Raw genomic sequence first — 17581 nt, 5'->3', positions numbered from 1 at the left:
GGCACACAGAGACCTCCGCTGCAGGTCCAGAGGGCCCCAAAACGAGACGTAATCGATTAAAACTGGAGTCTTGCGGTTAGCTCAGCCCGTTCGGCAACGTATAAGCCGGGTTTTTCGAGGTGCCCTGTTGAGTTATGAAACGCTGGTTTGCGTTATCCCATATTTTTCCAACAATGGGATTATTACTTTTTATATCAGTTTGCCACTCAGCTGCTGATACGGCTGATATGCCAAATAGAATTGAAATAGAAACAGCTTTTAACAGGTTCATCTTGTCCGTGTCTTTTTGTTGATACTCGTTTTCACTCTACGCATTTGATCCTATCTTGGTGCTTTTCAGATGCAAGCGCGTGTCTATGGTGGCATACTCGTAAACAACTGTTTTTGTAAATGCTAACCCGTCTGGGAACACTATTTGTGGAAAATCTGATAGATGAAGGGGTCGAAACCCTTCCTTTAAAGACCTTTACAGAGAAAGCCTACTTAGATTACTCAATGTACGTCATTCTTGACCGTGCATTGCCTCATCTAGGCGATGGTATGAAGCCAGTACAACGCCGTATTGTTTATGCAATGTCTGAGCTTGGACTAAAGGCGAGCGCCAAATTTAAAAAGTCAGCACGTACGGTAGGTGACGTTTTAGGTAAGTTTCATCCGCACGGTGATTCGGCCTGTTATGAGGCTATGGTGCTTATGGCACAGCCTTTCAGTTATCGCTATCCGCTTGTAGATGGTCAAGGCAACTGGGGTTCTGCTGACGACCCTAAATCTTTCGCAGCAATGCGATACACTGAAGCGCGACTCTCTAAATATGCCGAGGTGTTGTTAAAAGAGTTAGGTCAAGGAACGGTTGAATGGGTACCTAACTTTGATGGCACGATGGATGAGCCTGAGGTTCTGCCAGCGCGTCTACCTAACGTACTCTTGAATGGTTCTACGGGTATCGCCGTTGGTATGGCGACTGATATTCTTCCCCATAACCTTCGCGAAGTCGCTCGGGCTTGTACTTATCTGCTCGACAATCCTGATGCCAGTGTTGCGCGTCTTTGTCAGAAAGTAAAAGGCCCTGATTTCCCAACCGCTGCTGAGATCATTACACCGACGGCTGATCTTAAAAAGATCTATGAGACCGGTCGTGGTTCTGTAAAAGCACGTGCTATTTATGAAATTGAGGATGGTGACGTTGTCATTACGGCTCTTCCATATCAGGTATCTGGTGCTAAGGTGCTTGAGCAGATTGCAGCTCAAATGCAGCAGAAAAAATTGCCAATGGTTAGCGATTTGCGTGATGAGTCAGACCATGAGAATCCGACTCGGTTCGTGATTGTGCCACGCTCAAATCGTATCGATATTGAGCAGTTGATGGCTCACCTGTTTGCAACCACCGATCTAGAGCGAAGCTACCGAGTTAACTTCAACATGATCGGCATTGACGGCCGTCCACAGGTTAAAGATCTTCGTCAGATCTTAACGGAGTGGCTTACTTGGCGTACCCAGGTTGTTCGACGCCGTCTCGAATTCCGTTTGCAGAAAGTATTAGATCGACTGCATATCCTCGATGGTTTGATCATTGCTTATCTTAATATCGATGAAGTGATCGCAATCATCCGCAACGAGGATGAGCCTAAAACGGTTATGATGGAGCGCTTCGGTCTAACGGATGTCCAAGCTAACGCCATCCTCGATCTCAAACTTCGTCATTTGGCGAAACTGGAAGAGTTTCAGATCCGTGCAGAGCAGTCTGAGTTAGATGAAGAGCGTAAAAAACTTGAATCTATTCTTGGTTCTGATGAGTTGATGCGTAATCTCATTAAAGAGGAGATTGAACAGGCTGCTGAAGAGTTTGGCGATGATCGCCGCTCTCCTCTGGTTGAGCGTGAAGAGTCTCAAGCGTTCAGTGATAAAGATCTGCTTACCTCTGATCCTGTTACTGTCGTCCTCTCTAAACAGGGGTGGATCCGTGCTGCTAAAGGGCATGACATTGATCCGGCTACTCTGAATTACAAAGCGAGTGATGGTTATAAACTCTCGATTGCTGGACGCATGAACCAGCCGACGATCCTGCTAGACAGTATGGGGCGCAGTTATACATTAGAGACTCATAACCTGCCTTCAGCTCGGGGGCAAGGCGAGCCTGTTACCGGTAGCATTAGTCTGCAAAAGGGTGCTTCGATAGAGGCACTAACCGCGGGTAAAGAGAGTGATAAGGTTCTTCTCTCTTCAGATGCTGGTTATGGCTTTGTCACGTCGATAGGTGATATGACCAGTAAGACGAAAAACGGTAAAGCAGTACTGACGCTACCCAAAGGGGCCAATATCGTAGCGCCTGCTTCCATTTCTGATAGCGAAAATGGTTTGATCGCTGCCGTAACTTCTGAAGGGCGTCTACTGGTGTTCCCAGTCTCTGAGCTGCCTGTATTGGGACGAGGTAAAGGTAATAAGATCATTAACATCCCGTCGGCAAGGGCTCAAGCTCGTGAAGAGTTGATGGTTGCTGTCGCGGTTCTTAATGAAGATCAGGAGCTTCTGGTTCATGCGGGTAAGCAGTACCTTAAAATGACCAAAGCCGATCTAGAACACTACCGTGGAGAGCGCGGTCGTCGAGGCAATAAACTGCCAAGGGGCTATCAGCGAGTGAGCCATCTATCGGTAGAGTAATGACTACCTAAATATCAAAAGGGAGCCGCTGGCTCCCTTTTTTGTTGAATCAATAATGTGCGGTTTATGAAGATTACTGTGCGGCCTGCTGTGCCAGTTTTGCCAGAAGATAACGCCCCTGTTTTTCTAACAGATCTTGATAGCTTTTACTCAACGATAGGATCAGCACCTTGTCCTCATCTTCGCGTTTGATCTCAGCGGTTGATAGAACACCGCTTTTTAGATCGGGTGCCTCTGAGAGTGCTGTATGGCTAATCAATCGATCTGTTTTGGTTGAGCGAGTTAAGAAGCGGGCTTCGTCGGCCATTCTATCCTGACGACCCTGTTGACCTCTTACAATTGCGGTGTGGACGTTCAGTATCGGCTCCTGCTGATCTGAACGACTTCTATTGTACGAACGGGCAAGTTGGGCAAATAGCATGGCTGCACAAGCCGCATTAACGCCATGCTCGTCATCCTCGCTGGCATTATCAAACTGAATCAGTATGTCTTCGCCAAGTGCGGAGACCTCGCCTTCGTAAATATTGGCAACGGAGTTCGCCAGTGTTCGGTAAGTGCGTTTGATCTGTAACTGCTCTTCATTGGAGATCAGCGCCGAGTGGGGGCTGGTAAAGTCGATCAGGACAACGTAGGCCGCTTCACTGGCTGGTGTTAACAGATCAAGCTCCTGTTCAATGGTGTATAGATCGAGCTGTTCTTCATTGATGATAGGCAGTTTGCGCGCCAGTTTCTTCACGGGCTCTTGGCGCTCTGGCGTTGTATCAAACATCAACGTTTCAAAGCTGGGCTCTTCACGCTCTTGTTCGGGCTCTTTTGATAGAGGCTTGAAGGGCGGTACGCTCGGTTCGCGTCTCTCTGGTTTTAGAAGTTCAACCAGATCGATCTCATCCTTATCGGTCTCATCTATCTGCATTTTGACGATAGGGGGTTCAATGTTGGTAGGTTCATTGGTCTCTACCATTGTCTCATTTTCGCTAGGTTCCCAAGGCGGAATGTCTGCCTCATCAGTGTTTGGCTCGTGAACTTCTTCAAAGTTAGGTTCGCTAGGCTCATCTGAAGTGCTGTTTTCAACAATCGGGTCATCGTACGCGGATCCGAAATTGCCTATGTCATCGTAATCTACTTCAGTGTCCACTTCAGTCTCAATAGTCGATTCAATCTCTTTCTCCGCCTCGGATCCAAGGTGGTTATCTAGGGAGTTGATCTCAGTGTCTTGTTCTTGATCGTCTAGCTCTGGTTCTTGTTCGATTAGCGCTTCTGCCTCTACATCGTCTTCATAAACTTCTTCATCGCTGTCGTCGATTGTTTCCTGAGCTTCCGTTGAGTCTGTGATTTGATCGTCAAAATGTTGCTCAATTTGTTCAATATAAGCCACTTCCTCTTCAAGAAGTTTGCTCTGCCGGCGATAGATAAACAGTGATAACAGAAAAGCGATAATAGCGCCGCTGCTGATCAGTCCCGTCTGGTAATTGAGTTGTTGCTGAACGGGAGTCGGGTCGATCCACACTTCTAATTGAGCAATGGCTTCGTTATTAGGTGCGATGGATTTTGCTGTGTGGACACCCTCTTGCTTGCCAGCTGCAGCTAGTCTCATGGTCTGGCTATCGGTGATTTGAATGCCTGCTACGAAAGGGTCGTCTGCAATCTGATTGGTGACAAAGTTAAGGCTGACTAAATCTTTAGAGAGAATTAGAGGCGCAACCAGCATGGAGGCGCTGTTACTCCAAATTTTGGCCTGTTTTAGTGCTTCGTTTTCTGCGGCATTTTTGGCCAACAGATAGGAGCCAACCAAGGTCGAAGAGAAGAGCAAAACCAGAGCGATGGCTGCAGCAAAGGCTGGGCGCTGGTACCAACGTAGGTAACCTTTGTATTGTTCGCCGTCTTGTTCAAGCATGCCTTTGTTTCCAGTACACAAAATAAGAGTTTCATAATACCAGTCTGTCTTCGACCGATCGACCAGTTGGTTCCTAAAATTTGTAACTATTTCATAGGCATTAAAAGCGATTTTTGCTGGTGTAATTTCTTGTTATTGGTGGGTTCTTTATCGCTGTCACGCTATACTAGACTTCTCAATAAATTGATCGGTAAAGACCTGATGAATGTAGCGGATTACATGCAGACGCTTGGTGCGAATGCGCGCGAAGCTTCACGTGTCGTAGCACGTGCTAATACAGAACAGAAAAACAGTGCATTGCTTGCAATGGCTGAACTTATTGATGCCGATCGTGATGCGATCACTCAAGCTAACCAGAAAGACCTTGAGGCTGGAAAGGCTCGTGGGCTTGATGATGCGATGCTGGATCGTCTAGCGCTAACTCCAGAGCGTATCGATGGCATGATCGAGGGTCTTCGTCAGGTTGCCGCTCTACCAGACCCTGTCGGTGATGTATCCGACATGCGTTTTCTGCCATCCGGAATTCAGCTAGGTAAGATGCGTGTTCCTCTAGGCGTAATAGGCATCATCTATGAGTCACGCCCGAATGTCACAATGGAAGCCGCCAGTCTCTGTCTAAAGTCGGGTAACGCTACGATTCTTCGCGGTGGTTCTGAGGCAATTCACTCTAATCAGGCGATTGCTAAATCGATTATGGCGGGCCTAAAACAGGCTGGTTTGCCTGAAACGGCTGTCCAGGTGGTGGAAACCACGGATCGTGAAGCCGTTGGTCAGTTGATTACTATGCCAGAGTTTGTGGATGTTATCGTGCCTCGTGGCGGTAAGGGGTTGATCGAGCGTATCTCGAACGATGCGCGCGTGCCTGTTATTAAACACCTCGACGGTATTTGTAATGTATATATTGATGCAGAGGCTGAGCTAGCTAAGGCTATCAATATTGCCATCAATGCCAAGACTCATCGCTACGGTACTTGTAACACCATGGAGACACTGCTGGTGCATGAATCGGTTGCTGATGAGGTTCTTAAAGAGCTAGCTGAGGCCTACGCTGAGGCGGGTGTAGAACTTCGTGGATGTGACAAGACATGTGCCATTATTCAAGCCAATGCAGCGACTGAAGAGGATTGGGCGACTGAGTACTTGGCGCCGATACTTTCAATCAAAATTGTTGAGGGTATAGATCGTGCAATTGAGCACATCAATCACTACGGCTCTCACCATACCGACGCGATCATTACTGAAAACTACACGCTGTCGCGTCAATTTTTGCGTGAGGTCGACTCCAGCTCTGTCATGATCAACGCCTCTACTCGATTTGCCGATGGCTTTGAATACGGCCTAGGTGCTGAAATCGGTATATCTACGGATAAGATTCACGCTCGTGGGCCGGTCGGTCTAGAGGGGCTGACGTCTCAGAAATACATTGTTTACGGAGAAGGGCAGGTTCGTAAGTAATGCAGAAACCTCCTCTGGTTCTTTTTGGTGGTACCTTTGATCCTATTCACTATGGACATCTCAGAACTACGCTAGAACTTCAGGAGGTGCTCAACGTGCCTCACATTAATCTGGTCCCAACCGGTGAGCCAGTCCATAAAGCATCAACCGGCGGCTCTGCCGTGCAGCGGTTTGAGATGGTTCGGCTAGCGGTAGAATCGGAGCCTGCACTGGTTGCTGATGATTGTGAATTGATCAGTGATGAGCCTTGCTACACCATCAACACGTTGATGAAAAAACGTGCCGAAGTGGGTGAGGATTTGCCCATAATAATGGTGATGGGGATGGACTCTCTGCTGGGCATTAAGAGTTGGTCCCATTGGCAGCAGTTAACGGATTTCGGTCACTTGTTGATCGTTGCTCGACCCGGTTATGAACCTGAGTTTGATTCAGAGCTTCAGTGCTTTATTGATCAGCATAGGGTTGAGGATTTAGAAGCGTTAAGCCTTCGTCCTTCAGGTCATTTGGCGATGCATCAGTTGACTCCGATGAATGTCTCTGCGACTCAGGTTAGAAAGATTATTAAGCGGGGCTCAAACCCCAGATTTTTAATTCCAGACAGCGTTTGGAATTTTATTAGAAATGAGCGTCTCTATGACGCCAATGAAAGGTAATTTAATTTACATGCAAGATGATCAATTGATCGCCCTAGTGCAAGATGCGCTTGAGGGAATGAAAGCAAAAGATATCAACCTAATCGATGTTCGTGGCCGCTCTACCGTCACTGACTACATGATGGTTGCAAGTGGTACATCTAAGCGTCAAGTAGCAGCCGCTGCTCAAGAGGTGATCGACAAGGTGAAAGAGCAGGGTCTTTTGCCTATGGGTATTGAAGGTCAAACGGTTGGTGACTGGGTATTGGTCGATCTTGGTAGCATCATTGTGCACGTGATGATGCCAGATGCTCGTGATTTCTATGACATTGAACGCCTCTGGTCAGTAGGCGACGCCTAAGCCTTATGCGCATACGATTGCTTGCAGTCGGCACTAAGATGCCAAAATGGGTCACGGACGGCTACCAAGAGTACTGCAAGCGTCTTCCCTCTGATTTTCAGCTAGAACTGGTTGAATTACAGCCTGGCCATCGTGGCAAAGGGGCTGATATCCAACGGGCTATGCGCTCTGAAGGTGACGCCATGTTGGCGGCCATCCCAAAAGGGGATCGAGTGATCGCTCTCTGTGTTGATGGCAAGAACTGGTCGACAGAAAAGCTTGCAGAACAGGCTGAAAACTGGCGGATGGAAGGAAATAATATAACGCTTTTGGTGGGTGGTCCCGATGGTCTTGATCCAAGATGCATCGCCGCTGCCGATCAAAAGTGGTCGCTATCAGCGCTGACTTTACCGCACCCGCTGGTTCGCATTATTCTTGCTGAGCAGATATATCGAGCTTGGACCTTACTTCAAGGTCATCCCTACCATAAGTGAGTTAGATGGATCAGAGACGATTTAACGACTACCAGAAAGAGAATCGGTTCTTTGTTAACCGAGCAGTCGTCGCGTTTCTTTTCGTTTTAGTGCTGATGGCCATTCTGGTCAGTCGAATCTACTTCTTGCAGGTCGTTGAGCACGATCGATTCTCTCTGTTATCAGAAAACAATCGCATTAAACTTCAGCCAGTCGCCCCCAGACGAGGTCTTATCTACGATCGTAATGGCGAACTGTTGGCAGAAAACCGCCCTAGCTTCAGTTTGACGCTCCTTAAAGAGGAGGTCGATGATGTGGATTCGCTATTAGAGGATGTCGCCTCTCTAGTAGAGCTCTCTGCGGCAGAGGTAGAAGGCTTTAAAAAGCGCCTTAAGCACCGTCGTCGTCCACACTCCACCGTTCCTCTCAAATCTCGCTTAACCGAAGAGGAGATCGCTAAGCTCTCAGTGAACTTCTATCGTCTACCGGGGCTACAGATTGAAGCTGATCTTGTTCGTTACTATCCTCACCCTGATTCACTGGTGCATGCCATTGGTTATGTTGGGCGTGTTAATGAGCGTGAACTCAAAACCTTAGACCCTAATAACTATGCTGCAACACACTATATTGGCAAACTTGGGGTTGAGAAATATTACGAGCCGCTACTGCATGGACAGGTCGGTTTGCAGCGTGTTGAAACCAATGTGCGCGGCCGAGTCATGCGTGTTTTGGAGCAAGAGGACCCAACCCCAGGTTTGGATATCCAGTTAAGTCTCGATTTAAAGCTGCAGCAGTTTACAGCGAAACTGTTGGAGGGTAAGCGAGCTGCGGTTGTAGCGATTGAACCCCAAACCGGTGAAATCTTGTCATTGGTGAGCAACCCCTCTTACGACCCCAATGAGTTTGTAACAGGTATATCGTTCGACAACTACAATGCGCTTCGCGATGATAAAGACCAGCCTCTTTATAATCGGGCCATCCGTGGAGCCTACCCACCGGGATCAACGCTAAAGCCCTTCACAGCGCTTGCCTCAGTTGATTCTAAATCGGTACCGATTGATCACAAAGTTTGGGATCCAGGTTTCTATCAACTCTCTGAAAATGGTCGGAAATGGCGAGATTGGAAGAAATCTGGTCACGGTCGAGTCGATCTGAATCACGCATTGGCTGAGTCTTGTGATGTCTGGTTTTATGATACGGCTTCTAAAACATCGATTGATGTTTACAGTGACTATTTAGGGCGTTTCGGTTTTGGACAGGTCACCAGTCTGGATCTGCCTGAAGCGGGCCGAGCTATTCTCCCATCCAATGAGTGGAAGAAGCGTCGCGAGAAACAGCCTTGGTACCCCGGTGATTCACTCAATCTAAGTATTGGGCAGGGTTATATGATAGCTACGCCACTGCAGCTCGCGACCGCCACTGCAGTGTTAGCCAATCGAGGTAAGTGGGTGCGTCCACAGATGATCAAGAGCTTCATCGCTGAAAATGAGCTAACGGCGGAACAGACAGAGATTATCCAACAGCTACAACAGAAGCCGACACTACCCGATGTTGAACTCAATCACCCCGAGTACTTTGAAAAGGTAATTGAGGGTATGGTGAATGTGGTGAATGCTCCCTACGGTACGGCTCGAAAAGCTGGTGCGGGAGCGCCTTATACCATGGCAGGAAAAACAGGTACGGCCCAAGTGGTCGGCATTGCTCAAGATGCTGAATATGACTCAGAGGCTCTGCTAGAACGTCAGCGAGACCACGCACTCTTTGTTGCCTTTGCACCGGCTGATGATCCTAAAATTGCAGTGGCGGTAGTCGTCGAGAACGGCGAGGGTGGTTCTAGAGCTGCAGCACCGGTCGCGCGTGAAGTGATTGATGCTTGGTTACTGGGCGATTACACCAGTGAGTTGGGAGATGATTAATGTCTAAAGATTTCCACCGCTCCGTCTCGCCAGATCAGTCAGGACTTCGCAAGCAGCGCTCGTTGTGGAGTTACACTCACCTAGATTTACCCTTGCTTCTACTATTGCTGGCGCTCTGTATAGCAGGGCTGGTCATTCTTTACAGTGCATCAGGGCAAGACTGGGCCTATGTTGAGCGTCAGGCCATCCGCATGGCTGCAGGATTTGCCGCGTTGATTTTTCTCGCGCAAGTCCCTCCAAGGGTGATTATGAGGGTAGGGCCCTGGCTCTACCTACTAGGAGTGGCCTTGTTGGTTGGCGTTATCTTGTTTGGGGTCGGTGCTAAAGGGGCTCAACGTTGGTTGGCGCTGCCCGGTTTTCGTTTTCAGCCTTCAGAGTTAATGAAACTGGTACTACCTATTGTGGTGGCGGGTTACATCGCTCGCTACACACTGCCACCCAACTTCAAAGCGATCATAGTGAGTTTGATCTTAATTGCGATCCCATTTGCACTGATTATGAAGCAACCGGACCTTGGTACCTCGCTGCTGATCGGTGCCTCTGGTGTATTTATTTTGCTCTTTTCGGGAATCTACTGGCGCTGGATCTTTCTGAGTGCTGGGATTGTAGCGGCTTCACTGCCTGGGCTCTGGATGATCATGAAGGATTATCAGAAACAGAGGGTGCTGACATTTTTAGATCCAGAGAGCGACCCTCTTGGCTCGGGCTGGAACATCATACAGTCTAAAACGGCGATCGGTTCGGGTGGCCTCTCAGGTAAAGGCTTCTTGAGTGGTACTCAGTCTCAACTGGACTTTCTTCCTGAATCTCATACAGACTTTATCATTGCAGTAATCGGCGAAGAGCTGGGAATGAAAGGGGTATTGGTGCTACTCGCTCTATACCTTTTAATTGTAGGTCGTGGCTTAATGATCGCTGTTAAGGCACCTGACAGTTTTTCCCGTATGCTAGCTGCAAGTATCACGCTGACATTCTTTGTCTATGTCTTTGTCAACATCGGCATGGTCAGTGGTATTCTGCCGGTCGTAGGGGTCCCTCTACCAATGGTGAGCTATGGTGGAACCTCTATCGTGACGTTGATGATAGGTTTCGGAATTCTGATGTCGATTCATACCCATAAATCGATGTTGCGACGCTAGAATAATAAGATGATTGCTTGGAGATAAGCATGCTTAAACGTTTTAAAATGATGGTGTTAGTGGGTTGTTTAGCGGTATCAACAGCCTCTTTTGCTGGTTATGAGGCCCATCCACGAGCTCAGATATTGATTGATGATCTGAAGGCTGACGGTTTCGAAGAGAGTTACATTCGTGATGTGTTAGGTCGAGCAAAGTATCAGCAGAGCATTATTGATGCGATCAGCCGTCCAGCAGAGCGTCGCCTAAATTGGGGTGAGTACCGAGCGATTTTTATTGAGCAGCGTCGCATCAACCAAGCCATTCAGTTCTGGAAAGAGCACAAAGAGACGCTGTTGAAAGCTGAAGAAGTTTATGGCGTTCCGCCTGAGATAGTTTTAGCGATCATGGGTGTGGAGACACGCTTTGGGCGTATCACTGGTAATTATCGAGTTTTGGATGCGCTGTCGACCTTGGGTTTTGACTACCCTAAACGTGCCGACTTCTTCCTAGGGCAGTTAGGTGACTACTTTCGCTTAGCACGCCAAGAGGGTGTTGAACCCGGTGTTTTGAAAGGCTCTTACGCTGGCGCCATGGGTTATGGTCAATTCATTCCTTCAAGCTTCTTAGCTTATGCCGTCGATTTTGACGGCGATCAACAGCGCGATATTTGGGGTAACCCTGTTGATGCGATTGGTAGTGTGGCGAACTACTTTGCTCGTCATGGCTGGCGTGCGGGTGATCCTATTGTCAGTGACGTCCTTTTGAACGGCAGTGTTGATTCAGAGTGGTTTAACAAGGGCCTTAAACCAGAGCTTACACTGGGTGAGTGGCGTCGACGTGGAGTGATTGCCAAGAGCGAGGTTGCAGACGATCAACTAGCAACACTGATGCGTATGAGCAGCGATCAAGGCGATCAATATCTTCTCGGGCTGCATAACTTCTATGTCATCACTCGCTACAATCACAGTCGTCTCTATGCCAATGCGGTTCGTGAACTTAGCGAAGCCATTCGTCTTGAGATCAACAAGGGTTAACTGGTGACAAGGTTCACGCTGAAAGCAATCGTAGCTCTATTCGCCCTGGCTCTGGTGGGTTGTAGTTCCAAGCCTACCTACGATCGTGAAACGGCAGGCGGTCGATATAAAGTTCGCAAAGACTTTGCTCCTGATAATCCACCGGATGTTTCCAATGTGGCCGATGCTATTCCTGTCGATATACCTTATAGTCGTGGGGGCAATCGTTCGACCTACGAGGTCTGGGGTAAAAGCTATAATGTGCTCCCTTCGCACATTGGTTACAGAGCAGAGGGTATCGCCTCTTGGTACGGCCTGAAGTTTCATGGTCACAAAACCTCTAACGGTGAGATCTACGACATCTACAAGATGTCTGCTGCACATAAGAGCCTGCCCATTCCCAGCTTCGCAAAAGTGACTAATCTGGATAACGGTAAGTCGGTTATTGTGCGCGTTAACGATCGCGGCCCTTTTCATGAAAATCGCTTGATCGATCTAAGTTACTCAGCCGCGGCGCGTTTGGAAATTTTGAAACAGGGTACCGGTCGAGTTAGGGTCGAGGCCATTGATGCTCGAAGTCATGCTGATACCACTGAAACAGTAGAGAAAACGCCTCAACCTGTTGCGTCTCTTCAACAGCCAAAACCTGACGATACCGGTGCATTCCTTCAAGTAGGATCCTTTGGTAAAGAGAGCTCGGCTCTATCGGTTCAGCGTCGACTTTCAGCGATGGATGGCGTCCAAGCCGTCATCAAGAGAGTTCGCCAGGGTGATGTCGAGTTTCATAGAGTGCTCGTGGGGCCGCTGACTGACACACTGTCGATTGACTCAATGGTGCAAAGTTTGGAGTCGATGGGCTATTCATCGCCATTGCTGATAAAATCCCCCTAAACTGTTTTAACCTATTTAAAAGTTGTAAAGATGCTCTCAAAGATTCGTTTCCTAGTTCTACTGTTTGTCGCGGTTGCGACGGTTCAAATTCAGGCAGCCGTTCTGCCTCCACCACCCCAATTAGCGGCAACAGCTTATGTCTTAATGGATGCCTCGACGGGTGACATCATTGCTGAGTCAGGTGCAGATGGTCAGTTTGCACCAGCTAGTTTGACTAAAATGATGACCAGCTACATCGTTGAGCACGAAGTGTCTGAGGGTAACATCAGCTTTAACGACCTTGTGCCAATCAGCGTTAAAGCTTGGAAAACGGAAGGGTCACGGATGTTTGTTCGTGAAGGGACTCAAGTTCGTTTGGAGGATCTGCTTCGTGGAGTCATCATCCAGTCAGGGAATGATGCGTCGGTTGCTTTGGCTGAGTATGTAGCTGGGAGTGAAGAGGCCTTTGCTGATTTGATGAACCAGCATGCTGAGCGTTTGGGTCTAACCAATACCCACTTTAAAAATGCGACCGGTTTACCTGCTGAGGGTCACTACTCTTCACCACGAGATCTAGCGTTGATTGGTCGTGCGTTGATTCAGGACTTCCCTGAACAGTACGCCATCTACAAAGAGAAGTACTTTACCTACAACGATATCAAACAGCCTAACCGTAACCGTCTGTTGTGGCGCGATCCAACGGTCGATGGTATCAAGACGGGTCATACGGAAGAGGCGGGATACTGCCTGGTATCGTCAGCCGTGCGTGATGATATGCGTCTGATCTCTGTGGTTCTAGGAACGACGTCTGATCAAGCTCGTGCCCAAGAGAGTCAAAAGCTGTTGGCTTACGGCTTTCGTTTCTTCAGAAATTACCCACTATACAAAGCGGGTCAAGAGCTGAATAAGCCAAAGGTTTGGAAGGGTATGACCGATTCAGTCTCTCTCGGCTTGGGTGGTGATCTGTCGTTAACCATTCCCCGCGGCAGCGAGAATCAGTTAGCCGCGACTTTAGACCTTCCAGAGGTTATTGAAGCACCTCTAGCAGCGGGTGAAGTGGTAGGTCATCTTCTAGTGACCCTAGAGGGTGAAGAGGCCGCTCGTGAGCCTTTGCTTGCGCTTCAGTCGGTTGAAGAGGCTGGCTTCGTGAAAGCGATCTGGCACAGCATTGTTCTGTTTTTCCAAGGGTTGTTCGGTTAGTCGCTGATTGAACCACCTTTCGTTCACTTTAGAGGTACCTATGAGCGAACCTACACCTCCTAAAATTGAGTTTCCTTGTCCTGACTACAAAATCATGGTGGTCGGTGACAGTGCGCCGGACTATAGAGATTTCGTAGTTAATACCATGAAGCTTTACGACCCGGATTTGGATGAGTCTAAAGTTGAGATCAATGCCAGTAGTAAAGGACGCTTTACCTCAGTTCGTGTATTGATCACTGCAACCAGTGAAGAGCAGTTGGCGCAGATTCATACCGATCTGAAGGCGTCAGGTCGCGTCAAAATGGTGCTTTAGTGGTATCTGATCTACCTCTAAACGTTCGCTATTTAGGGCGTCAGCCTTATCTAGAAGCCTTTGATAGGATGCAGGCTTTTACTAATGAGCGGACAGCAGACACAGCGGATGAGCTCTGGGTGTTAGAGCATGAGCCTGTCTTTACCCAGGGGCAAGCTGGTAAAGCGGAGCATTTGTTGGGCACCGGTGATATTCCTGTCGTCCAAGTCGATCGAGGTGGTCAGGTTACCTACCACGGGCCGGGTCAACTGGTGATCTATCTACTGCTTGATTTAAAACGTAATAAGTTGGGTGTTAGAGATCTGGTCACACTGATGGAGGATTCGGTTGTCTCTCTGTTAGCGGATTATCGAGTCATAGCCGCCGCAAAACCAGATGCGCCGGGTGTTTATGTCGATGGAGACAAGATCTGTTCACTGGGACTGCGCGTACGCAAGAGTCGTAGCTTTCACGGTTTAGCGCTCAATATCGATATGGATCTTGAGCCTTTCTTACGAATTAATCCCTGTGGCTATGCAGGGCTTCAGATGACACAGTTATCAAGTTTTGATCCTTCTGCGACTAAAGTAGAAAAGGTTGGGTCTGAACTAGTACAATATCTGGCAAACGCAATTGGCTACGCAGAGTGGCACACTATTCATGGATGGGATAGCGAATGAGTGAAGAGACAATCAAACCTAAGGGTGTAGCGGAGCAGGGAGTTAAGCTGCGTGGCGCTGAAAAGTTAGCACGTATTCCGGTTAAGGTAATACCGACTGAAAAAGAGGATATGCCACGTAAGCCTGATTGGCTTCGTGTCCGCATGGGCTCTAATGCTGAAGTTAAGCGCATCAAAGATACCCTGCGTAAGCATAAACTTGCGTCGGTCTGTGAAGAGGCGAGCTGCCCAAACCTAGGTGAGTGTTTTACTCATGGTACAGCGACCTTCATGATCATGGGCGATATCTGTACTCGCCGTTGTCCGTTCTGTGACGTTGCACATGGCCGTCCTAATGCCTTATCGCCAGACGAGCCTATTGAGTTAGCCACAGCGATTGCGGATATGCGTCTTCGTTACGTGGTCATTACCTCTGTAGACCGAGACGACCTACGTGACGGTGGCGCACAGCACTTTGCTGACTGTATTCGTGAAACCCGTGAACGTCTGCCCTCTATTCAAATAGAGACCCTGGTGCCTGACTTTCGTGGCCGCATGGATATCGCATTGGAGATCCTTAAAGATACTCCGCCCGATGTCTTTAACCACAACCTAGAAACAGTGCCTCGTCTCTACAAACAGGTTCGCCCAGGGGCTGATTATGCTTGGTCATTGGAGCTTCTAAAACGCTACAAAGTACTGCGTCCAGAAGTGCGTACCAAGTCTGGTTTGATGGTCGGCGTCGGCGAAACGAACGAAGAGATTGTTGAGGTGATGAAGGATCTTCGTGCACATGACGTCAACATGATTACGATTGGGCAGTACCTACAGCCAAGCCGTGATCACCTTCCGGTTGATCGATTTGTCACACCTGATGAGTTTGCAGAGTTTGAGGCGTTGGCAAAAGAGATGGGCTTTAGTCATGTTGCCAGTGGACCATTGGTCCGCTCATCTTACCATGCTGACCTACAAGCCAAAGGTGAAAAGGTAGGCTAATTAATCCTACTGAGTGCTGGCGATGAGTGTCTTTGCTTGTGCCAGCATCACCTCTTTAATACTTTCATAGATGCTATTCTCCAGCATCTCTTCACGCGCCCAAAGATAGATATTTCTCGGTTGAGATAGCTCTCGTTTGAACTCTATCCGCTTAAACTCTTCAGAATCTTTAAATACCTGCATCGGCACGTTGGGCAATACCGCCAGATGCTTCCCTTGACGAAGAGTCTCTAACAGAAGATACCCCTCATTACGAAAGACAATCTGAGTACGTATTTTTGCTAGACCAGACTCTTTAAGCAGTTCCATCACCTCACGTTCAAAAGGTGACCCGTGGCCAAGACTTAACCAATTCGCTGCCGCTAAATCCTCAATCGTTAAATCCGATTTGTCGGCTAAAGGGTGGTTTTTACTGCAGTAGATGGCGATTTCATCATTAAAGAGGAGCTGTCGGTCACAGCCAGGTATCATTTTGTCAGACGCAGAGGGTGCAATCACAATATCCAGTTGATTATCGATTAGATGATCAATGACAGCCGTTGGGCGAGAGACTTCAATCGTCAATGAGGCCTTAGGGTGCCGCTCTAACAGTGAGTTCATGGCGTCTGGCATGATGGTTGCCGACAGTAGTGGACCAATGCCAATGCGAATCTCTTTGTCCAAACCAATTCTGTAACGCGATGCATGAAATCGTGCCGCCTCCATGCTTCGATTGATCGTTCGACCCTCACGAGCCAAGGCGACACCAACAGGAGTTCCTTTAACGCCGTATCGACTTCGGCTGAACAGCTGTGTTCCAGCCTGCATCTCCAGTGTCGCCATGGTGCGAGTCAGGGTTGGCTGAGTCAGTGCTAAATGTTTAGCGGCTTCTGTCAAAGAGCCCTTCTCAAGGACCACCGATAGATAATAGAGGTGTTTTGGATCCATACGTTTTTTTTAATTTGGCTATTTAAAAATGCATTTTACACATTTATAAGCAATCTACTAGACTGGCTAAGTTCTAAAAATAATAACCCTTGGAGTTAAATGATGTTCAAGAACGCACTTCGTAAAACTGTCCTTGCGACTACATTAGGCCTCGCGTCAGTTACTGCACAAGCAGCAGATATCAGTATGGAAGCAGCAACTGCTCAGTCTGTTGTCGGTCTAATGCCTCAGACTATGGCCTCTTACCTTGCTGATAAGGATGTCAATGTTCAGCTAGCGATGGGTCAGACACTGACTAAGTCACTACTAAAAGTAGCTACGGGCAAACTAGATTCAGCCGTTATTCCACCAGGCGCTTTTAAAGCTTTAACAGTAGGTAAAGGCCCCTTACAAGAAGATGGGCGCTGAGAAAGGCGCTGAAATGGCTAAAACTGTGCGTGCACTCTACGGCTTCCCTGGCAGTACTTACCACGCGATCACTTGGGCTGATAACGGCATCAACGAGTGGAAGGATGCAGCCGGCAAACGCGTATACATCGGTCCACCAGCGGGTGCTGCTAACGCTCAGATCACCTCTCTTGCAGCAGCGGGTGGCCTAGCTAAAGATGCATACGAGGGCATCAAAGCACCTTGGGGTGCTGCAGCTCAGGCTTTCCAGGATGGCCAGTTTGACGTTTACGTAGGTTCTTTCCCAGTAGGCTCGCAGGTTGTTGCTGAGCTAAGCCTTAAGCGTCCAATTCGGATCCTAGGAATTCCTGAAGGTACACAGCCTAAAGCTGGATTGGGTATGGAAGCTTCTGTCGTTCCTGCGGGTACCTACCCAGATCAAGCTAATGAGACTGATTCAGGCGCATTCCTAACACTGATGTTTATCGGTGTGAACGAGAAGATGTCTGATGATCTTGCCTACACAATGACTAAGGTTTACATGGAGTCACGTGAGCAGATGGGTAAAGACAACCGTCTACTTAACCACCTAGTTAAGTACAGCCCATTTACAGGTGTAACTGCTCCACTTCACCCTGGTGCTATCAAGTACTACGAAGAGCAGGGTATTGAAGTTCCTGCAAACCTTAAGTAACTATTCAGTTACTCGTTACCTATAAAGCGGGGCAGCTTTGCCTCGCTTATTTAGAGTC

General features: G+C 48.3%; 18 protein-coding genes. 15 read left to right on the top strand and 3 right to left on the bottom strand.

The genetic code is table 11. The features are described 5' to 3' along the window. Positions 1-76: 76 nt before the first annotated feature. Entirely contained in the window at positions 77-271 is a 195-nt protein-coding gene (locus XMG48_RS10570) for a hypothetical protein (protein ID WP_173482037.1), read from the bottom strand. A gap of 146 nt (positions 272-417) precedes the next feature. Here XMG48_RS10570 and parC point away from each other — a divergent pair, with 146 nt between their 5' ends. Further along, positions 418-2658, top strand: coding sequence for a DNA topoisomerase IV subunit A (gene parC, locus XMG48_RS10565; protein WP_371731451.1), 2241 nt, complete (start codon positions 418-420; stop codon positions 2656-2658). Positions 2659-2731: 73 nt separating this feature from the next. On the opposite strand, the gene XMG48_RS10560 is transcribed toward parC, so the two are convergent. Then, positions 2732-4552: a hypothetical protein gene (locus XMG48_RS10560; protein WP_173482035.1), complete on the bottom strand. Its 1821-nt coding sequence runs from the start codon at positions 4550-4552 to the stop codon at positions 2732-2734. 201 nt (positions 4553-4753) lie between these two features. Here XMG48_RS10560 and XMG48_RS10555 point away from each other — a divergent pair, with 201 nt between their 5' ends. From XMG48_RS10555 to lipA, 12 genes are all read left to right on the top strand, one after another. Continuing rightward, the gene (locus tag XMG48_RS10555) at positions 4754-6007 is read left to right on the top strand and encodes a glutamate-5-semialdehyde dehydrogenase (RefSeq protein ID WP_173482034.1); all 1254 of its coding nucleotides are present in this window, start codon (positions 4754-4756) and stop codon (positions 6005-6007) included. Continuing rightward, on the top strand, positions 6007-6660 hold the full coding sequence (gene nadD / locus XMG48_RS10550; protein WP_173482033.1) for a nicotinate-nucleotide adenylyltransferase: 654 nt from the start codon (positions 6007-6009) through the stop codon (positions 6658-6660). The genes XMG48_RS10555 and nadD overlap by 1 nt, the downstream gene beginning before the upstream one ends. Before the next feature lie 10 nt (positions 6661-6670). Beyond that, positions 6671-7000 carry a ribosome silencing factor gene (gene rsfS, locus XMG48_RS10545; RefSeq protein ID WP_173482044.1) on the top strand — a complete coding sequence of 110 codons (330 nt, stop codon included), beginning with the start codon at positions 6671-6673 and terminating at the stop codon, positions 6998-7000. Between the two features lie 5 nt (positions 7001-7005). Next, positions 7006-7473: a 23S rRNA (pseudouridine(1915)-N(3))-methyltransferase RlmH gene (gene rlmH / locus XMG48_RS10540; RefSeq protein ID WP_173482032.1), complete on the top strand. Its 468-nt coding sequence runs from the start codon at positions 7006-7008 to the stop codon at positions 7471-7473. 5 nt (positions 7474-7478) lie between these two features. Beyond that, entirely contained in the window at positions 7479-9368 is a 1890-nt protein-coding gene (gene mrdA / locus XMG48_RS10535) for a penicillin-binding protein 2 (RefSeq protein WP_173482031.1), read from the top strand. Continuing rightward, a complete protein-coding gene (gene rodA / locus XMG48_RS10530; protein ID WP_173482030.1) occupies positions 9368-10507 on the top strand; it encodes a rod shape-determining protein RodA in 1140 nt (379 codons plus the stop codon). The genes mrdA and rodA overlap by 1 nt, the downstream gene beginning before the upstream one ends. Before the next feature lie 29 nt (positions 10508-10536). Then, on the top strand, positions 10537-11520 hold the full coding sequence (mltB, locus tag XMG48_RS10525; RefSeq protein WP_173482029.1) for a lytic murein transglycosylase B: 984 nt from the start codon (positions 10537-10539) through the stop codon (positions 11518-11520). A 3-nt stretch (positions 11521-11523) separates the two neighbouring features. After that, a complete protein-coding gene (locus XMG48_RS10520) occupies positions 11524-12390 on the top strand; it encodes a septal ring lytic transglycosylase RlpA family protein (protein WP_371731450.1) in 867 nt (288 codons plus the stop codon). Between the two features lie 30 nt (positions 12391-12420). Further along, the gene (locus XMG48_RS10515) at positions 12421-13569 is read left to right on the top strand and encodes a D-alanyl-D-alanine carboxypeptidase family protein (protein ID WP_173482028.1); all 1149 of its coding nucleotides are present in this window, start codon (positions 12421-12423) and stop codon (positions 13567-13569) included. 40 nt (positions 13570-13609) lie between these two features. Next, positions 13610-13882 (top strand): YbeD family protein, encoded by a 273-nt coding sequence (locus tag XMG48_RS10510; RefSeq protein WP_173482027.1) that lies wholly within the window; start codon positions 13610-13612, stop codon positions 13880-13882. Between the two features lie 68 nt (positions 13883-13950). Continuing rightward, complete coding sequence (lipB, locus tag XMG48_RS10505; protein WP_254443655.1) at positions 13951-14541, top strand: lipoyl(octanoyl) transferase LipB; 591 nt, start codon at positions 13951-13953, stop codon at positions 14539-14541. Then, entirely contained in the window at positions 14538-15515 is a 978-nt protein-coding gene (lipA, locus tag XMG48_RS10500; RefSeq protein WP_173482025.1) for a lipoyl synthase, read from the top strand. Before lipB ends, lipA begins: the two co-directional genes overlap by 4 nt. A 6-nt stretch (positions 15516-15521) precedes the next feature. Here lipA and XMG48_RS10495 read toward each other — a convergent pair whose 3' ends face one another. Next, positions 15522-16442 (bottom strand): LysR family transcriptional regulator, encoded by a 921-nt coding sequence (locus XMG48_RS10495; RefSeq protein ID WP_173482024.1) that lies wholly within the window; start codon positions 16440-16442, stop codon positions 15522-15524. Between the two features lie 102 nt (positions 16443-16544). On the opposite strand from XMG48_RS10495, the gene XMG48_RS10490 reads away from it, so the two are divergent. Together XMG48_RS10490 and XMG48_RS10485 are read left to right on the top strand one after the other, a co-directional pair. Next, positions 16545-16850 carry a hypothetical protein gene (locus XMG48_RS10490; RefSeq protein WP_173482023.1) on the top strand — a complete coding sequence of 102 codons (306 nt, stop codon included), beginning with the start codon at positions 16545-16547 and terminating at the stop codon, positions 16848-16850. A 13-nt stretch (positions 16851-16863) separates the two neighbouring features. Further along, positions 16864-17523 carry a TAXI family TRAP transporter solute-binding subunit gene (locus XMG48_RS10485; protein ID WP_173482022.1) on the top strand — a complete coding sequence of 220 codons (660 nt, stop codon included), beginning with the start codon at positions 16864-16866 and terminating at the stop codon, positions 17521-17523. The last annotated feature ends 58 nt before the right edge of the window (positions 17524-17581 follow it).

Source organism: Marinobacterium sp. xm-g-48, assembly GCF_013282925.1.
In the GTDB taxonomy this organism is placed as follows: domain Bacteria; phylum Pseudomonadota; class Gammaproteobacteria; order Pseudomonadales; family Balneatricaceae; genus Marinobacterium_E.
The sequence above is the reverse complement of the archived record's forward strand: the minus strand, read 5'-3'. Positions and strand labels throughout refer to the sequence as shown.